Raw genomic sequence first — 18,064 nt, 5'->3', positions numbered from 1 at the left:
CGAGCGCAGTGGCTCGCTGGACTCCCGCGTACACCTCCAGGATCCGGGGCAGGGGTCGGTGCCGCGCTCGGCGGTGACGGCGCGGCTGGATGCCGGGGTGCGCGCGCTGTACCTCCAGGCGCTGCACCCCCGCGCCGTCCGCGGAGTCATACAGAACAGCGACTTCAGAAAGGACGCCTGGGGCCGTCTCCTGCGCACCGCGAACTTCGTCGGCACCATCACCTACGGCACCAGCGAAGCCGCGGAGAAGGCGGGCACCCGGGTCCGCCGCATCCACACCCACCTCGGGGCCACCGACCCCGTCACGGGCGAGCGCTACGGCGTCGACGAGCCGGAGCTGCTGCTGTGGGTGCACTGCGCCGAGGTCGGCTCGTATCTCGACGTCGGGCGCCGCTCGGGCATCCCGCTCAGCGACGCCCAGGCCGACCGCTACCTCGCCGAACAGCGCGAAAGCGCACGCCTGGTCGGCCTCGACCCGGCCGAGGTGCCCGCATCCGCCGGGGAGCTCGCCGCCTACTTCGACCGGGTGCGTCCCGAGCTCGCCGCCGGACCCGAGGCATACGACGTCGACGACTTCCTGCAACGGCCGCCCATCAACCCTCTGCTCGCCCCGGCGCGCGACCTGCTGTGGCGGCGCGTGGCCGCACTCGCGTACAACGCGCTGCCCCCTTACGCCCATGAGCTGTACGGCAGACCAGCCCCCGCCCCCGAAGGCGTCACGCATCAACTCATCGCAACGGGCAACCTGCTGCGCTGCATTCCTTCCCGCCTGCGCTGGCAACTGCCGCCAGGTCACATCTTGAAAGCGATGGCGCGACTCGGCTCCGGCGCCCGCCCTGCCCCGTACAAACTCCGCAGACAGGAGGCCATACTGGACGGGCCGAGGAGGGCGCAGCTCAGCGACGGGGGCGACAGCACGCGATGGCGGAATCCAGGCTGATCCAAGGCCGCTACCGGCTGCTCGACGTCATCGGGCGCGGGGGCATGGGCGAGGTGTGGCGGGCCCGCGACGAGTCCCTCGGGCGGCGCGTCGCGGTCAAGTGCCTCAAGCCGCTGGGACCCCAGCACGACCAGGACTTCACCCGGGTGCTGCGGGAGCGTTTCAGGCGCGAGGCGCGGGTCGCCGCGGCACTCCAGCACCGCGGGGTGACAGTCGTCCACGACTTCGGCGAACACGAGGGAGTGCTCTACCTCGTCATGGAGCTGCTGGAGGGCCGCAATCTCAGCCAGCTGCTGGAGGAGAACAAACGGTATCCGCTGCCGGTGCCCGATATCGTCGACATCGCCGAGCAGATCGCCGACGCGCTCGCTTACACCCATGAACAGGGCATCGTCCACCGTGACCTGAAGCCCGCCAACATCATGCGGCTCACCGACGGCGCGGTGAAGATCTGTGACTTCGGCATCGCCCGCCTCGGCGCGGACATCGGCTTCACGTCCAGGCTCACCGGCACCGGCATCGCCATGGGCACCCCGCACTACATGTCGCCCGAGCAGATCAGCGGCAGCCATGTCGACCATCGCAGCGATCTGTACTCACTGGGCTGTGTGCTGTACGAGATCGCCACCGGCGCCCCGCCCTTCGACCACGACGACGCCTGGGCGGTGCTCGTCGGCCACCGCGACACCCCGCCGCAGCCGCTTCGCACCCACCGGTCCGAGATACCCGAGTACTTCCAGCGGATCGTCCTCGACCTGCTCGCCAAGACCCCCGAGGCGCGGCCCACCGACGCCAAGGACCTGCGCCGACGGATCGGCGCCGCCGCGCGCCAGGCGCACTCCATCGTGCCCGGGACCCGCCCCGAGCAGCCGCCCTCGCGCGAGCCGCGGCTGCCGTCCTGGACCCGTGGCATGACCACCGGCCACAAGGCGACCGGCACCTCCCTGCTGCGGCCCGCCCTGCCCGACCACACCGCGGGGCTGACCGGCGAGTGGACCACGCACACCTATCCGCGCGGCGGCCCGCTCCTGCCGCCCCGGGCCAGGCCCGAGCGCCCCACGCCGCCGCCCGAACTGCTCGCCGTCCTCGCCGGCCGTCACAACGCGGGCCTCAGCCTCGGCCGGCTCGGCCGCTGGGAGGAGGCCGGCGAAGTGCACCGCGCGGTCGCCGCCGAGCGCGAGCACGCCCTGGGCCCCGACCACCCGGACACCCTGGCCAGCCACTACGAGGTCGGCTTCACGCTGAGCAGGACCGGGCGCGCCGCCGATGCCCTGCGGGAGTTCGGCCGGGTCGCGGAGGGGCGCGAGCGGACCATGGGCGCAGACCACCCCGAGACGCTCGCCGCCCGCCAGGAGATGGCGTACGTCCTCGGCCAGCTCGCACGGCACTTCGAGGCCCACGAGGTGTACGCCGCGGTTCTGGACTCCCGCGAGCGCACCGTTGGCCACGACCACCCAGACACCCTGCGCTGCCGGCACAACCTCGCCTTCAACCTCAGCAGGCTGGGACGGCTCGAGGACTCCTACCGGATGGCGTACGACGTCGTGGCCGCGCGCGCCCGGGTGCTCGGCGCCGAGCACCCCGACACCCTGGTCACGCGGTACGAAGTCGCGTACGCACTTGGCCAGTTGGGGCGCTGGACCGAGGCGCTGCAGACCTACCGGGAAGTGGCCGTCGCGCGCGCTCGGGCACTGGGCGCAGACCACCCCGACACCCTCGCCGCCCGCTACGAGGTCGGCATCAGCCTCGGCCGGCTCGGCCGCAGCGCGGAGGCCCTGGAGCTGTACCGCGACCTGGTCGACGACCGCACTCGCGTCCACGGGCCCGACGACCCCGAGACGCTGCGCGCCCGACACGGCCTCGGGGTGAATCTCGGCCGGCTCGCCCGCTGGGACGAGGCCCTGGCCGAGGCGCGCGACGTGTGCGCCCTGCGCGAGCGGGTCCTTGGCGCAGACCACCCCGACACCCTCGTCAGCCGCCGGGAAGTCGCCGTGGGCCTCGGCTGGCTGGGCCGCTGGGCGGACGCGCTGACCGTCTACGGCCAGGTCGCCGAGGCCCGCGAGCGGGTGCTCGGCACGGACCACCCCGACGCGCTGGCCAGCCGCAATGATGAAGCGCACTGTCTGGAGCAGCTCGGCAGGCACGCCGAGGCGGTGGAGCTGTACCGGCGGGTGGCGGCGCTGCGGCAGCAGCGGGGCGCGCAGGGCCGATAGCGGTTAGGGTCCGGCCATGCCCGCACACACTTCGTACGACGTCGTGATCGTCGGCGGCGGCCACAACGGCCTGGTCGCCGCCGCCTACCTCGCCCGCGCCGGACGCTCCGTCCTCGTCCTGGAACGCCGTGGAAACACCGGCGGAGCGGCCGTCTCCACCCGCCCCTTCGAGGGGGTCGACGCCCGGCTCTCGCGCTACTCCTACCTCGTGTCGCTGCTCCCGGACAAGATCGTGCGCGAGCTGGGGTTGAACTTCACCGTCCGCAAACGCACTGTCTCCTCGTACACCCCGAAGGGCAGCGGCGGTCTGCTCGTCGGCGGGGACCGCACCCGGGAGTCGTTCGCCCGGCTCACCGGTGGGGAGCGGGAGTACGCGTCCTGGCAGGAGTTCTACGGGATGACCGGCCGGGTCGCCGGGCGGGTGTTCCCCACCCTTACCGAGCCGCTGCCGACGCGCGAGGCGCTGCGTGCGCGCATCGACGACGAGACGGCGTGGCGGACGCTCTTCGAAGAGCCGATCGGCGTGGCCATCGAGAAGCGGTTCGCCGACGATCTCGTACGCGGCGTGGTGCTGACCGACGCCCTGATCGGCACCTTCGCCGACGCCCATGACCCGTCGCTGATCCAGAACCGGTGCTTCTTGTACCACGTGATCGGCGGCGGCACGGGGGACTGGGACGTGCCGGTGGGCGGCATGGGCGCGCTGACAGACGCACTTGCGGCGGCTGCGCGGGACGCGGGCGCGGAGATCGTGGTGCGGCACGAGGCGACCCGGATCGAGACCGACGACGAACGGTCCGAGATCACCTTCCGAACGCCCGGCGCAGCGGGCACGGTCGCGGCCCGACAGGTGCTGGTGAACGCCTCGCCCCAGGAACTGGCCGCGCTGCTCGGCGAGGAGCCTCCCGCTCCCGCGGAGGGCGCCCAGCTCAAGGTCAATATGCTGCTGCGCCGACTGCCGCGGCTGCGCGACCGCTCCGTCGACCCGCACGACGCATTCTCCGGGACGTTCCATGTCTCCGAGGGATACGGGCAGTTGGCGACCGCGTACCGGGAGGCTGCCGAGGGACGGCTGCCCAGCGCGCCGCCGTCCGAGATCTACTGCCACTCGCTGACCGACCCGTCGATCCTCGGTCCGGAGCTCGCGGCGCAGGGCTACCAGACGCTGACCCTCTTCGGACTGCACACCCCGGCCCGCCTCTGCGCCGCCGACAACGACGCGGCGCGCACCGAACTGCTGGCCGCCACCCTCGCCGAGCTGGACGCCCACCTGGACGAGCCGATCGCCGACTGCCTCGCACTCGACGAGCACGGCGAGCCCTGCATCGAGGCGAAGACGCCGCTCGATCTCGAACGGGAGCTGCGGCTGCCCGGCGGCCATATCTTCCACCGCGATCTCGCCTTCCCCTACGCCACCGAGTCCACGGGCCGGTGGGGCGTCGAGACGGCGCACGCCAATGTGCTGCTGTGCGGGGCGGGCGCCGTCCGGGGCGGCGGGGTCAGCGGGGTGCCGGGACACAACGCCGCGATGGCGGCGCTCGGCCGGTGACCTGTCGCTGACGAGAGTCAGTCCCGGGACGCCGCCCAGCCGTTGGCCTCGATCATGGCGGCGTCGCCGGGCCTGGCCTCGTCGAAGACCGGATGCCCGCGGTCCTCGACGCGCAGGCCGTCCACGTACACCCCGCGGCCCACATAGAGCTGGTCGGTCGTATACCGCCAGCGCAGCCGCACCTTCGCGCCGCCGCACCACGCGGAGAGATCCGCGGTCAGCAGCTGCCAGACACGCCCTGACCAGCCGGTCACCGACCCCGATGGGTGCGGCTGCGGCTCCGCCGACTTGCGCACGGTGGTGAACGGCACTGCCTTCCAGGTCGCCCCGTCGTCCGCCGACGCTTCAAGGAACAGGGCGTCCGAACCCGGCTCGGTGTCCCACCAGAGCGAACACCGCAGCCGCGCCTGCTCCGAGGCGAGTGCGAGCGCGGGCAGGGTGAGCGTCGCGGATGTGGAGCCCGCCATGCCGGAGAACCAGGCGGTCCGTCCGTGCGCGGGCCGGACGGCCACGGCGCGGGCCATGTTGTTGGCGGCGGCGACGCGCGGGGCGCTGCCGGAGCGCCAACTGCGCACCGGGTGAACGGAGTTGCCGAGCACGATCAGGAAGGAGTCGGTGGTCGGGTCGAGGACCAGGCTGGTGCCGGTGAAGCCGGTGTGGCCGGCGGTGCGGGGTGTGGCCATCGCACCCATGTACCAGTGCTGGTAGAGCTCGAAGCCGAGGCCGTGTTCGTCGCCGGGGAAGGCGGTGTTGAAGTCGGTGAACATCAGCTCCACGGACGCCGGGCGCAGGATGCGGGACCGTCCGTAGACACCGCCGCTGAGAAGGGTACGGGCGAGGATCGCGAGGTCCCAGGCGCAGGAGAAGACGCCGGCGTGGCCTGCGACGCCGCCGAAGCTGTACGCGTTCTCGTCGTGCACCTCGCCCCAGACCAGTCCGCGGTCCAGGCCCGACCAGGGCAGCCGGGCGTCCTCGGTGGCCGCCATCTTCGGCTTCCAGGAGGCGGGTGGGTTGAAGCGAGTGCGGTGCATCCCGAGCGGAGCAGTGATCTCGCTCTGGAGCAGCACATCCAGAGAGTGACCGGTGATCTCCTCCAGGATCAGTTGCAGCGAGATCAGATTGAGGTCGGAGTAGAGGTATTTGGTGCCGGGAGCGCTGGCCGGGGCCTCGTTCCACAACAGCCGGAGCTTCCCCTCCCGCGTCGGCTCCTTGTACAGCGGAATCCAGGCGCGGAACCCGGAGGTGTGGGTCAGCAGCTGGCGCACGGTGATGTCCTGCTTGCCCGCGCCCCCGAAGTTGGGGAGGTAGGAGGCGACGGTGGCCTCCAGCTCCAGCGTGCCCCGCTCGATCTGCTGCACGGCGAGGATCGAGGTGAACAGCTTGGAGACCGACGCCAGATCGAAGACGGTGTCCTCGGCCATCGAGATCTGCCGGTCGGCCGGGAACTCCACGCCCGTGTCGGTCTTCTCGTCGTACGCCGCGTAGCGCACGGCCTTGCCGATGGGGCGGTGCAGCGCCACCGTGCCGCCGCGCCCCGCGAGCAGCACAGCTCCCGCGTACCACGGGTGTTTGGGGGAGGGCGCGAGGAACTTCTCGGCGTCGGCGACGAGTCGGTCCAGATGGCCGGGGATCAGCCCGGCCCGCTCGGCGGAGCCGCGTCGCAGAGTCGGCCGCCCGGATCCGCTTTCGACCCCCGAGGCGCTGCCCGACCCCGAAGCCGAACCTGATCCTGATCCTGAACCCGAGCCCGACGCCGCCTCCGCGAAGGGGATCGGCGCCAGCGCGAGCGCCCCGCCCAGCGCCAGTACTCCGCTGCCCAGCCTCCGGCGGCTGATCCCTCTGCCCGCTGCGTCCTCTGTCATCCGGAACCCTTCCTGAAAGTATCTTTCGGGATCTGACACGGCAATGAAACTTTCTTGCCGGGCCCGGGTGCTGTCAACCACCCCAACGACGTCGCCTTCGGCTACCCGATAAACTGCTCGCCAACGCTTCACCGCCTACCTCGCCGCCTCCCAGGCCGGCCTCTACCTCGTCCCCGTCAACCACCACCTCGTCGGCCCCGAGATCGCGTGGATCGTCGGCGACTCGGGGGCCAAGGTGCTCATCGCGCACGAGCGGTTCGCCGAAGCGGCCACCGCGGCCGCAGACGAGGCCAAGCTGCCCGCCCCCCGCTATGCCGTGGGCAGTGTCCCGGGCTTTCGCCCGTACGCCGAACTCCTTGACGGACAGCCGGAGTCGGTGCCCGCCGACCGTTCGCTCGGCTGGGTCATGAACTACACCTCGGGCACCACCGGCCGGCCCGTGACGAACCCGTCGGCGAGGACCGCACACCTGATCGGCGGCCTGCGCCCAGCCGGTGCCGAAGCCGAGACTCGCGTAGTTGCCGGCGACGATGTGCGGGATGCCATGTACGGCGTAGCGGATGACGGCGGACAGACCACCGCCGGACAGATGCCGTTCGCGGCTGTCAGCCGCCGTGGCGGGCGGCAGCGCGGCCACCACGGTGGCGAGCGCCGCGCCGGTCAGCGCAAGGTGTCTCAGGCGGGTGCGGAAGAGTAACGTGCCTCCCAACGGGACTGCGGTGAAGGCTGGTTGGTCCATGCAGTCAGCCGAGGCGAACGGTGTCAACATCCCGTTCGGTATCCGAGGTCTTGACCGTCGCCTCGGCGCCGCCCAGGATCGCGCCATGACAGGTGTACGCAACAGCACAGTCGACGGAATCGTGCGCGGCAGCGCACAGCGCACCCCCGACCGCACCGCAGTGCGGTACCGCGACCGGTCCTGGACGTATGCCGAACTGGACGCCGCCGTGTCCACCACCGCCGCGGTCCTGACCGCCCACGGACTGGGCCAGTACGACCGCGTCGCCGCCTACGGCCACAACTCCGACGCCTACCTGATCGCCTTCCTGGCATGCGCCCGCGCCGGGCTTGTGCACGTACCCGTGAACCACAACCTCACCGGCGACGACCTCGCGTACATCCTTCGCCAGTCGGGGAGTTCGCTGGTGCTGGCCGACCCGGATCTCGTCCCGCGGATCCCCGACGACATGGCCGTACGAACCCTGCGCAACGCCGACGACTCGCTGCTCGCGGCGCTGGGCACTCCCCAGTCGTACGACCCCGACCGGGACGCCCGCGACCTGGTGCAACTGCTCTACACCTCCGGAACCACCGCGCTGCCCAAGGGCGCGATGATGACGCACCGGGCGCTGGCCCACGAGTACGACAGCGCGATCGAGGCCCTCGACCTCCGGCAGAGCGACCGGCCCGTCCACTCGCTGCCGCTCTACCACTCCGCCCAGATGCATGTGTTCCTGCTGCCGTATCTGGCGGTGGGCGCGGAGAACACCATCATCGACGCGCCCGACGCGGTGACGGTCTTCGACCTGGTCGAGGCGGGACGCGCCGACAGCCTCTTCGCCCCGCCGACCGTGTGGATCGGTCTCGCGAACCACTCCGAGTTCGCCACCCGCGACCTGAGCGCGCTGCGCAAGGCGTACTACGGCGCCTCCATCATGCCGGTGCCCGTGCTCGAAAGACTCCACGAACGGCTGCCGGGGCTGGCGTTCTACAACTGCTTCGGGCAGAGCGAGATCGGCCCGCTCGCGACCGTGCTGGGACCCGACGAGCACGACGGCCGGATGGACTCCTGCGGAAGGCCGGTGCGCCATGTCGAGGCCAAGGTCCTCGGCGAGAACGGGGAAGAGGTACCGGACGGGACTGCGGGCGAAGTCGTGTACCGGTCACCGCAGTTGTGCGAAGGCTACTGGGACAAGCCGGAGGAGTCGAAGGAGGCTTTCCGTGACGGCTGGTTCCACTCCGGAGACCTGGTGGTCCGCGACGCCGAGGGGTACTACACCGTCGTCGACCGGGTGAAGGATGTCATCAACTCCGGGGGAGTGCTGATCGCTTCACGACAGGTCGAGGACGCCCTTTACACCCATCCCGCCGTCGCCGAGACCGCCGTCATCGGCCTTCCTGACGACCGCTGGATCGAGGCGGTCACCGCTGTCGTCGTGGCACGCGGCGAGGTCAGCGAGGCCGAACTCATCGACCACGCACGCGAGAAGCTCGCGCACTTCAAGGCCCCGAAAAAGGTCCTGTTCGTGGACGAGCTGCCGCGCAACGCCAGCGGCAAGATCCTCAAGCGCGAGCTGAGGGACCGCTTCACTTCGTCCTGAGATCCACGATCCGCTTGATCTTGCCCACCGACCGCTCGAGCGTCTCGGCTGAGGCACTTGCCCTGGTTCGACGATCCGGTCTGCCGGGTCGGCGATCCGGATTGGTGCCTGCCTACGGTTGTCGCATTCCCTGCCCGGTGAGGCGAGCGCGAGAGTGGATGATGCGGGGTAGAAGTTGAAACCCGCCAAACAACCTCCGAGAAGGAGTCCGCGATGCCTCAGCCCGAGGGAGCCGAACTCGACGCCGTCCTCGCCCGCAGGGAGGAGCTGCGGCAGCGCTATCTGCGCCCGATGTCCGACCGGTCCCCGGCCACCGCCCGGGGCATCCACCACGTGGCCTTCATCTGCCGTGACGTAGAGGAAACCATTCGCTTCTACCAGGAGTTCCTGGGCTTCCCGCTGGTCGAGATCGTGGAGAACCGCGACTACCGCGGCTCGACCCACTTCTTCTTCGACATCGGCCACGGCAATCTGCTCGGCTTCTTCGACTTCCCCGGCCACGAACACCCGCCCATCACCGAGACGATCGGCGGGGTGCAGCACCTCGCTCTCTCGGTGGGGGCGGCAGAGTTCGACGCGGCCCGCAAGGCGCTGGACGAGGCGGGCGCCGACTATCTGGGACCGGACCGGGGTGTCGAGGACAGCCTCTACATCCGCGACCCCAACGGCGTTCCGCTCGAGCTCTACCGTGAGCGGCTCGGCGTCTTCAACGGCGAGCGCATCATCGGGCCGGTCGACGGCGAGGACTGACCCCGGAGCGTCACTGTGCGGCCGACTGGGTCGCGACCGTACGCGCCCAGCGGTAGTCCGCCTTGCCGCTGGGCGAGCGCTGGATCTCTGGTGCGATCACCAGCTGCCGCGGGATCTTGTAGCCGGCCAGCCGGCTGCGGCAGTGCGACTGGATGTCGTCCAGCGTCGGCGTGAGCGCGCCCCCGCGCACCTGCACCACGGCCGCCACATGGTTGCCCCACTTACTGTCCGGCACACCGGCGACCAGCGCGTCGTACACGTCCGGATGGGACTTGAGCGCCTGCTCGACTCCTCCGGATACACCTTCTCGCCGCCTGTGTTGATGCACTGCGAGCCGCGGCCGAGGACGGTGACGATGCCCTCCTCGTCGACCGTGGCCATGTCGCCGAGCAGCACCCACCGCTCGTCGCCGCGCCGGAGTCTCGGCCGGTCGTCTTGGGGTCGTTGTAGTAGCCGAGGGGCACGCGCCCGCGCTGGGCGATCCGGCCGGGCTCGCCCGCCTTAAGGGTATGGAGGGCGAGCAGTACGGGGACCGGCTGAAGGCCGACCCCGACCTCCACTGGAAGGCGATGCTGCGCCACCACCGGCCCCGCAAGCCGGTGATCGCCGCGGTAGAGGGGTACTGCGTGGCCGGCGGGACCGAGATCCTGCAAGGCGCTGACATCCGGGTCGCGGGCGAGAGTGCCACATTCGGCCTGTTCGAGGTCAAGCGCGGACTCTTCCCGATCGGCGGCTCGACGGTACGGCTGCAGCGCCAGATCCCGCGTACGCGAGTTACGGGAACGCCCCGCGCAGCGGTGCCGCCGCCCGCACTTTCGTCGACCCCCACAAGAAAGGGCCCCGCCCATGACCGCCGCCCCCGCCCGCCAGACGCTGCGCGCCCCCCTCGTCGTCGAGTTCCCCTTCACCCGCTCCCTCGGCCCCGTCCAGTCCGCGTTCCTCACCGGCCTGCGCGAGCGCAGGGTCCTCGGCGCGTGCGACCGCCCCGCCTGGATCCGCGGCATGGACCACCGCATCGAACCGCACAGCCTCGGCGTCCGCGACCTCACCGACTCGCGGTCCACCCGGCTCGCCGCCGAACGCGCCGGAGCCTTCGAAAGGCCCGTCGACACCGCCGAGCTGCAGGCCCCCTTCAGCTCGCAGGAAGGAGTCCTGCGAGCAGCCCTCAAGCTCGATGACAGGGTGAGGGTCAACCCGTCCGGCGGAGTGCTAGCCGCCAACCCGGTCATGGCTGCGGGCCTGATCCGCCTCGGCGAGGCCGCCGCTCGCATCCACCGCGGCGAGTCCGACCGGGCGCTCGCCCACGCCACCTCCGGGCCCTGCCTCCAGCAGAACCTGGTCGCCGTCCTCGAGGGAGAGTCATGAGCAAGCAGCCCCTGGCCGTCGTCGGCATCGGCCAGACCAAGCATGTCGCCGCCCGCCGGGACGTCTCCATCGCGGGACTGGTCCGTGAGGCCGCCGGGCGGGCTCTTCAGGACGCGGACCTGACCTGGTCGGACATCGACGCCGTCGTCATCGGCAAGGCACCGGACTTCTTCGAGGGCCTGATGATGCCGGAGCTCTGTCTCGCCGACGCGCTGGGCGCCGTGGACAACCGATGCTGCGCGTTCACACCGCCGGCTCGGTCGGCGGCTCCACCGCGCTCGTCGCCTCCAACCTGGTCGCGGCCCGCGTGCACAGCACCGCCTCCGGCATGATCCGGTTCGCCGAGGCCGCCCTCCACCTGACCGTCCGCCGTACGGCATATGGCGCCGAACAGGTCGCGGTCCTTCTTCCGCGGCCTGTCCGCAACCGGAGACGATCGCTAGTCTGAGCCCCGGAGCCGATGCGGGAGGAGCACGGACGTGGCCGAGAGCACGACCACCAGGCAAAGGTTTTCGGGCTGGGACAAGCCGGAACTCGACCTCAGCAACGCCGACTGGCAGTCCAGCAGCCAGGGAACGGGAGACGTCCAGATCGCCTTCGTCGAGGGGTTCATCGCCATGCGCAACGGCGGACGGCCGGAGAGTCCGTCGCTGATCTTCACCCCGGCCGAGTGGCGCGCCTTCGTCCTGAACGCCCGCGACGGGGAGTTCGACCTCACCTGACGCCGAAGCGGCCTCTGGGGTCGCGGGTGTCCCGCGCACTGCAAGGCAGTGGGCGTGATCGGCAGTGCCTGGAACCCGCGGCCCGCTCATCCTCCAGTACTCGATCTTGCCCTCATCATCCGGAGCGCGACGTCGTGACCGCCGCTCTCGCCCGCGCAGCTACGAACGGCTCCGCACCGCCTCGCCCGAGAGTCTCGGCGTCGCGGCGCCCGTTGAACACGCCGGGGCGGTTTCCCGTATCACTCTGCGCACCCCGGCAACACGGGTGCGCAGCGTTCCCGCGAGATTCCGTTCCGAGACCGTGAGGATCCAGCCATGAATGACCCCGTCAATCCTCCTCTCCAGGCCCTCCCGGACGGGGAGGCCGAACTCCGTCTGGTGCTCCGTCTGCAGTGGGAGGACATTGCCGCGCTGGGGCAGGAGGCGGGCCGGCTGGCTGCCCAGATGCAGCGCCCGGTGACCCTCGACGAGGCCGCGAGCGACCGGCTGCGCACGCGGACCGCCGGACACGCGAGGCCCCCAGCCGACCGGAACCAGCACGGTGTGCCCTCGTCCGTGTCGTCCCTGACTGCCCGTACTCCAGGTGAGCACGCCCGGCAGGCCATAGAGAAGATCAACGGCTCGGCCGCCCCCGGGATCGGTACGACCCAGACATCGGCGTGACGAGCGGGAGTGGGAACAGCCGCTCCCGCTGACCGATCCGGACAATCCCCTCTCGCCGGAGGGGTTCGCACGGGGCCGGGCGGGCGTACCCTGAGGTGCCTCGAGGACGTCCGTCCGGCAGCCCCTTCACCGTGCCGGGCGTACGCCCCGGCCGTGGGGGTGCACCATGACGCGACGCGCCGGCAGAACCAGACGTCGTCTCTTCGAGCGCGAGGCCGAACTGGCCGCGACAGGGCCGCCGTCGCTGGCGCCTTCCCTCCACCTCGACGAACAGGCCGTGACGAGGTTGCTCTTCGCCGTCCACCGGAAGGCGGGCACCGACGAGGCAGGCCTGGCGGAGGCCAGTGAGGCCCTGGCCGTGGCCCGGGACGGCGGCCGTGGACGGTGACCGGCGGCGTCCAGGAGGCTCCGGGCCCCGGCTCGGCCGGGCCCGCCCGGACACGTACCATGGCGGTATGTCGTTCCTCCGCCGCCGTAGCGCCGCCACACCCGCGGGCCCGGACTTCGATGTCCTCGCCATGGACCCGGGGGACTGGCCCGGCAATCTCGGCGCCGGTCTGCTGCCCGCCCCGGACGGCACCTGCCAGGGCGTCTTCCTGCGGTACGACCTGTTCGGCGGCCGCGGCCCGGCGATGATCATCGGCAATCTGCCGGAGGGTTCGCCGGCCCGCGAGCTCGAGGACGGACAGGTCCCCTTCGAGGTGGCCCAGTTGCTGCTGGCGCTGGACAACGACGAGCCGGTCGAGGTCGTGGACGTCGAGGACATGCCGGTGATGCAGGGCGACAACCTGCTGATCGTGCGTCGCCTCAAGCTCTCCGAAAGCCGTATCTCCTGCGTGCAGTTCGACCGCAGCGACAATGTCCTGGTGACCATCGCCAGCTGGGACCGGCCGATCACCGACGATCTGTACGCGCTGCTCAAGCCGCTGCCCGCGGAGCTCTTCCAGCAGGACTGACACTCTCGTCCCCGTACGGCTTCACCGCGTCCCGCGGCAAATTTGTCATGCGCCTTGTCAAATCAGTCATCGGACTTTTAACGTGCTGGACATGACTCCGGAGATCAGTCGAAGAACCACGATGAAGTCCGCCATCGGTGCAACCGGCGCTCTGATGCTGGGAGTTCCGGCGCTGGCAGGCGAAGCGGCGGCGGCCAACACCTCCGATGAATTGACGCTCTGGTACGGAGCCCCCGCAGCCGACTGGGAACGCGAGACACTCCCCATCGGCTCCGGGGCGCTCGGCGCGAGTGTGCACGGCACCCTCGCTGCCGAGCGGCTCACCCTCAACGAGAAGACCCTGTGGACCGGCGGGCCCGGCTCTGCGCAGGGGTACGACCACGGCAACTGGACCGCACCCCGACCCGGCGCCCTTGCCTCCGTGCAGGAGCAACTCGACGCCCAGGGGTCTGTCACCCCGGAGGCCGTCGCGGCCGAGCTCGGCCAGCCGAAGCACGGCTTCGGCGCCTACCAGGTCCTCGGGCATCTGGAGCTGGCCGTGCCCGGCGCACCCTCGGCCCCCGACGGCTCCTACCGGCGTGCCCTCGACATCGGCACGGCCGTGGCCACCGTCGCCTACACCCACCAAGGCACCGCCTACACCAGGGAGTTCTTCGCCTCCTACCCCGGCAAGGTCATCGCCGGACGGTTCTCGGCCGACCAGCCCGGAAAAGTCGGCTTCACCCTTCGCTACACCTCGCCGCGCCAGGACTTCAACGCCGTGGCGGCCGGCGACCGGCTCACCGTCAAGGGAGCGCTCCAGGACAACGGGCTGCGGTTCGAGACCCAGATCCGGGTGCGTACCGACGGCGGCACCGTCACCGCGGGGGCGGACGGCACCCTCACCGTGAGCGGCGCCGACAGTGCGTGGTTCGTCCTCGCCGCGGGCACCGACTACGCCGGCACCTACCCCCACTACCGGGGAGCCGACCCCCACCACGCCGTCACCGGCGCCGTCGACGGGGCAGCCGCCCGCTCGTATGCGGCACTGCGCGCCGATCATGTGCGCGACCACCGCGCGCTCTTCGACCGGGTTACGCTCGACATCGGCCAGCGGCTCCCCGAGCTGCCCACCGACCGTCTCCTCGCCCAGTACACGGGCGGAACCACCCCCGCCGACCGGGCACTGGAGGCGCTGTTCTTCCAGTACGGCCGCTATCTGCTCATCGCCTCGTCGCGCGCCGGCTCCCTGCCCGCGAACCTCCAGGGCGTATGGAACAACACGACCAACCCGCCCTGGTCGGCGGACTACCACGTCAACATCAACCTCCAGATGAACTACTGGCTCGCCGAGGTCACCAACCTCGCCGAGACGACCGCCCCCTACGACGCCTACGTCGAGGCAATGCGCGCTCCCGGGCGGCGTACCGCGCAGGAGATCTTCTCCACCGGTGGCTGGGTCGTCCACAACGAGACCAACCCCTACGGCTTCACCGGCGTCCATAACTGGGCGACGTCCTTCTGGTTCCCGGAGGCCGCCGCCTGGCTCACTCAGCAGCTGTACGACCACTACCGCTTCAGCGGCTCCACCGCCTACCTGCGCTCCACTGCCTACCCGGTGATGAAGGAGGCCGCGGAGTTCTGGCTGGCCAATCTGCGCACCGATCCCCGAGACGGACTGCTCGTCGTCACTCCCAGCTACTCGCCCGAGCACGGCGACTTCACGGCGGGCGCGGCGATGTCCCAGCAGATCGTCCACGATCTGTTCACCAACACGCTGGAGGCTGCTCGGACCCTCGGCGACAACCCCGCATTCCGCCGCCGCCTCGAAGACGCCCTCGCCAAGCTTGACCCCGGACTGCGCATCGGCTCCTGGGGCCAGCTCCAGGAGTGGAAGGCGGACCTCGACTCACGCACCGACACCCATCGCCATGTCTCACATCTCTACGGCCTTCACCCCGGCCGTCAGATCGAACCGGGCAGCGCCTGGGCCGAGGCCGCCAAGGTGTCACTCACCGCGCGCGGCGACGGCGGCACCGGCTGGTCCAAAGCCTGGAAGATCAATTTCTGGGCGCGGCTGCACGACGGCGACCACGCCCACAAGATGCTCTCCGAGCAGCTGAAGAGCTCCACCCTGCCCAACCTCTGGGACACCCACCCGCCGTTCCAGATCGACGGCAACTTCGGCGCCACGTCCGGTATCGCGGAGATGCTTCTGCAGAGCCAGCATGGCGCGATCGAGATCCTGCCCGCGCTGCCCGCCTCCTGGCCCGACGGTGAAGTCCGCGGACTGCGGGCCCGCGGGGCCGCGACGCTCGACATCGCCTGGTCGGGCGGCACGGCCCGCCGCATAGTCCTCACAGCGGAGCGCAAGGGCCAACTCACCCTCCGGTCCAGCCTGTTCACGGGCGGCGAGAAGGTGCTGAAGGTCCAGGCCGGAAGGCGCTACGTGCTGACGGCGGCGGACGACTGAGTCTGCGCCATGAGTGACACGACACGGGCCGCCGAAGTGCCCAGCCCCGTGGGGATGTTCAGACGCCACGGGGCAGCGCTGCCGGCCCGCAGGTCCTCCTCGCGGTAGCGCTTGCAGTCGCGGTGCCAGGTCAGGATAGCGGACATCCAGTTCTCCAGCTCATGGACATAACCGTCGAGGATCGTCCGCGTCCCCTCGTCGAGATCCAGATCGTCATACATCTGGGGCAGTTCATGCGCGGCGATGTGCTGGAACTGGCGCATCCGCGAGTTCATCAGGTCGGCGACGATCGCCACTCCCGTCGGGTAGTCGACGCCGAAGAAGTTCTGCACCACCAGAACCGCGTTGTGCACCTCGCCTTCGTACTCGATCTCCTTCTGGTACGAGAAGAGGTCGTTGAGGAGCGTGGCATAGTCGACGGCCGCGTTCTCCAGTGAGCGGACGGGACCGGTGAGGTAGACCTCTTCCGGCACCTCGCCGTGCCCGATCCGGCACAGCCTCGTCGTCATGTCCGCACCGAAGGTGTGGCGCCGCATCTCGATGTAGTCCACCGGGTCCGGGATGCGGTGCTGCGCCTGGTTGGCCAGCTCCCACAGCCACGCCGCCGTCATGACCTCCACGGACTCGCGGAACGCGCGCCGGTCCCTTTCGCACATGGGGCCCGCCGTGCGCTGCCACAGATCGTCCAGTCCGCGCTCCATCGCGCTCGAAGGCTCCGGCGCCGGTGAGCCGTCCACCGGCATGAACAACGACAGCCGCTCATTGGCGGCCCGTGCCCCGGCCAGATCGCGGGTGCGTCCATACGCCGCGGGAAAGAGATCGTCCCCGTACGTCCCCCAGGTCAGCCACTGCGACGACAGATCGAGCTCGTCGGGCGTGGCCTCCGGGTGGAGCCCCGCCGCGCAGAGCGGGAAGTCGAAGCCCGCCACCTTCCGCTCGTCCCAGATGTGCGAGCCGGCCAGACCCGGCTGGGCCTCCAGCATGCCCGTCCGGCGTGTCCATTCGACGGTCCGGACCCGCGAACCCTCCAGATGGGGACTGAGCGTGGTCGGGAACGGCATCTCGAATTCAGGCAGTTGGGACGGCCCGACCCGCTGGTGCGGGACATGCGTGTGGCTGCGCCACCGGGCTGCCTCCGCGCGGGGAGTGTGCCGGATGGAGGCCGCTGCCATCCCGAAGCCGTCGCCGGCGAGCCCGGGGCCGGTGTGCGCGTCCTCGTTCATGTAGCGGCTGGAGCGCATGTGCCACTCGTGGCCGCCGGACTGCCAGTCCTGAAGGCCCTTCACATAGGTCAGTACCGCGGCGGTCTCGGCCGGGTCGAGGCCCCGCTCGGCGCAGAGCGGGCCCAGTTCGGTGAAGAAGGTGTTCTCGAACTGCTGGAGCCGTGACGTCAGCAGGTCATTGACGGCTTCGGCGGCCTCCTGCGCCGTACAGCTCAAAAAGGTCTCCAGGACCAGTACGCCATTGCTGTTCTCGCGCTCGTCCTCGACCTCACGCTGGTACGAGAAGAGGTCGTTGCGCAGATGCACACCGTCGGCGAAGGCGTCCCGCAGGACACGCAGCGGCCGGGAGTCCGCGACGGATTGTGGGACTTCGGCCCGCGCCGCGTACTCCACCAGCCCCGCCGACCACGGCGCGCCGCCGACCTTGCGACGCATCTCGATGTACTCGACGGGGTTGGCGATACGCCCCTCGTTGATGTTGGACAGCTCCCAGAGGGACTCGTTCAGGAGATTCTTCGTGGCCTCGGCGAACCGCACCCGCCAGGCGTCGGACATGCTCGGCACGGTCCGCGCCCACAGATCGGCCAGTCCCGCCTCGACCGGATTGGTGGGCTCTGGCGTGCCCTCCGCCAGGTCCATCGGCATGAAGGCCGGCAGCCGGTCCAGGTATGCCTTGCCACCATCGCGGTCCTGGGAGCGCTTGAAGATCTCCAGGAAGTGGTCGTCGAAGAAGAAGACCCACACATACCAGTCGGTGACAAGACAGAGGGTGTCGGCGTCGCAGTCAGGGTGGGTGTATGCGCACAGCAGGGCGTAGTCGTGCGCGTCGAGGTCGCTCTCCTCCCAGATGCCGGAGGCTTCCAGCATCCCCATCCGGCGTGCCCACTCCTTGGTGTGCCGCCGCGCCTGTTCGACGTGCGGATTGAGCCGCGCCGGATACGGGATGTAGAAGTCAGGCAGTACGAAGGGCTGTGCCATGTGCGCCAGGGCCTTTCGGTGAGCATCCGCGCTCGGGGGCGCGGACAGGTCGTGGACGGGCCAGCCCTAC

12 protein-coding genes and 7 pseudogenes are annotated in these 18,064 nt (G+C 70.4%); 15 read left to right on the top strand and 4 right to left on the bottom strand.

The annotated features are described in order from the left end of the window. Positions 1-58: 58 nt before the first annotated feature. The 3 genes from ACWDO5_RS19585 to ACWDO5_RS19575 are packed head-to-tail and all read left to right on the top strand — an operon-like array spanning position 59 to position 4,702. Positions 59-940: an oxygenase MpaB family protein gene (locus tag ACWDO5_RS19585; RefSeq protein ID WP_450531581.1), complete on the top strand. Its 882-nt coding sequence runs from the start codon at positions 59-61 to the stop codon at positions 938-940. Further along, positions 922-3,153: a tetratricopeptide repeat protein gene (locus tag ACWDO5_RS19580; RefSeq protein ID WP_450531576.1), complete on the top strand. Its 2,232-nt coding sequence runs from the start codon at positions 922-924 to the stop codon at positions 3,151-3,153. Before ACWDO5_RS19585 ends, ACWDO5_RS19580 begins: the two co-directional genes overlap by 19 nt. A 16-nt stretch (positions 3,154-3,169) precedes the next feature. Beyond that, positions 3,170-4,702 carry a phytoene desaturase family protein gene (locus tag ACWDO5_RS19575; protein WP_450531575.1) on the top strand — a complete coding sequence of 511 codons (1,533 nt, stop codon included), beginning with the start codon at positions 3,170-3,172 and terminating at the stop codon, positions 4,700-4,702. 17 nt (positions 4,703-4,719) lie between these two features. On the opposite strand, the gene ACWDO5_RS19570 is transcribed toward ACWDO5_RS19575, so the two are convergent. Then, positions 4,720-6,564, bottom strand: coding sequence for a serine hydrolase (locus tag ACWDO5_RS19570; RefSeq protein ID WP_450531574.1), 1,845 nt, complete (start codon positions 6,562-6,564; stop codon positions 4,720-4,722). Between the two features lie 127 nt (positions 6,565-6,691). Here ACWDO5_RS19570 and ACWDO5_RS19565 point away from each other — a divergent pair. Continuing rightward, positions 6,692-7,003 (top strand): annotated as a pseudogene (locus ACWDO5_RS19565) (AMP-binding protein); the annotation flags it as partial. Here ACWDO5_RS19565 and ACWDO5_RS19560 read toward each other — a convergent pair. After that, positions 6,997-7,303 (bottom strand): annotated as a pseudogene (locus tag ACWDO5_RS19560) (penicillin acylase family protein); the annotation flags it as partial. The pseudogenes ACWDO5_RS19565 and ACWDO5_RS19560 sit on opposite strands and share 7 nt — an antisense overlap. A gap of 85 nt (positions 7,304-7,388) precedes the next feature. Between ACWDO5_RS19560 and ACWDO5_RS19555 the strand changes: the two are divergent. Both ACWDO5_RS19555 and ACWDO5_RS19550 read left to right on the top strand, forming a co-directional pair. Then, positions 7,389-8,885 (top strand): acyl-CoA synthetase, encoded by a 1,497-nt coding sequence (locus ACWDO5_RS19555; protein ID WP_450531573.1) that lies wholly within the window; start codon positions 7,389-7,391, stop codon positions 8,883-8,885. A 213-nt stretch (positions 8,886-9,098) separates the two neighbouring features. Beyond that, the gene (locus tag ACWDO5_RS19550) at positions 9,099-9,635 is read left to right on the top strand and encodes a VOC family protein (protein WP_450531572.1); all 537 of its coding nucleotides are present in this window, start codon (positions 9,099-9,101) and stop codon (positions 9,633-9,635) included. 10 nt (positions 9,636-9,645) lie between these two features. Here the strand turns inward: ACWDO5_RS19550 and ACWDO5_RS19545 are convergent. Beyond that, a pseudogene (locus tag ACWDO5_RS19545) lies at positions 9,646-10,132 on the bottom strand (AMP-binding enzyme); the annotation flags it as partial. A gap of 6 nt (positions 10,133-10,138) precedes the next feature. On the opposite strand from ACWDO5_RS19545, the pseudogene ACWDO5_RS19540 reads away from it, so the two are divergent. From ACWDO5_RS19540 to ACWDO5_RS19500, 9 genes and pseudogenes are all read left to right on the top strand, one after another. Continuing rightward, a pseudogene (locus ACWDO5_RS19540) lies at positions 10,139-10,432 on the top strand (enoyl-CoA hydratase-related protein); the annotation flags it as partial. 49 nt (positions 10,433-10,481) lie between these two features. Then, positions 10,482-10,607 (top strand): annotated as a pseudogene (locus ACWDO5_RS19535) (DNA-binding protein); the annotation flags it as partial. A 3-nt stretch (positions 10,608-10,610) separates the two neighbouring features. Then, a pseudogene (locus ACWDO5_RS19530) lies at positions 10,611-11,000 on the top strand (lipid-transfer protein); the annotation flags it as partial. Then, positions 10,997-11,319: pseudogene (locus tag ACWDO5_RS19525) on the top strand (thiolase domain-containing protein); the annotation flags it as partial. The pseudogenes ACWDO5_RS19530 and ACWDO5_RS19525, both read left to right, overlap by 4 nt. 160 nt (positions 11,320-11,479) lie before the next feature. Further along, complete coding sequence (locus tag ACWDO5_RS19520) at positions 11,480-11,722, top strand: DUF397 domain-containing protein (protein WP_307665273.1); 243 nt, start codon at positions 11,480-11,482, stop codon at positions 11,720-11,722. Positions 11,723-12,037: 315 nt separating this feature from the next. Beyond that, the gene (locus ACWDO5_RS19515; RefSeq protein WP_450531571.1) at positions 12,038-12,385 is read left to right on the top strand and encodes a hypothetical protein; all 348 of its coding nucleotides are present in this window, start codon (positions 12,038-12,040) and stop codon (positions 12,383-12,385) included. A 166-nt stretch (positions 12,386-12,551) separates the two neighbouring features. After that, positions 12,552-12,773, top strand: coding sequence for a hypothetical protein (locus tag ACWDO5_RS19510; RefSeq protein WP_450531570.1), 222 nt, complete (start codon positions 12,552-12,554; stop codon positions 12,771-12,773). A gap of 67 nt (positions 12,774-12,840) precedes the next feature. Beyond that, a complete protein-coding gene (locus tag ACWDO5_RS19505; protein ID WP_450531569.1) occupies positions 12,841-13,341 on the top strand; it encodes a hypothetical protein in 501 nt (166 codons plus the stop codon). 121 nt (positions 13,342-13,462) lie between these two features. Next, the gene (locus ACWDO5_RS19500; protein WP_450531580.1) at positions 13,463-15,793 is read left to right on the top strand and encodes a glycoside hydrolase family 95 protein; all 2,331 of its coding nucleotides are present in this window, start codon (positions 13,463-13,465) and stop codon (positions 15,791-15,793) included. On the opposite strand, the gene ACWDO5_RS19495 is transcribed toward ACWDO5_RS19500, so the two are convergent. Beyond that, complete coding sequence (locus tag ACWDO5_RS19495; RefSeq protein WP_450531568.1) at positions 15,766-17,994, bottom strand: terpene synthase family protein; 2,229 nt, start codon at positions 17,992-17,994, stop codon at positions 15,766-15,768. The two genes, ACWDO5_RS19500 and ACWDO5_RS19495, sit on opposite strands and share 28 nt — an antisense overlap. Positions 17,995-18,064: the final 70 nt, after the last annotated feature.

The sequence above is a fragment of the Streptomyces sp. NPDC000880 genome (assembly GCF_053599675.1).
The sequence above is the reverse complement of the archived record's forward strand: the minus strand, read 5'-3'. Positions and strand labels throughout refer to the sequence as shown.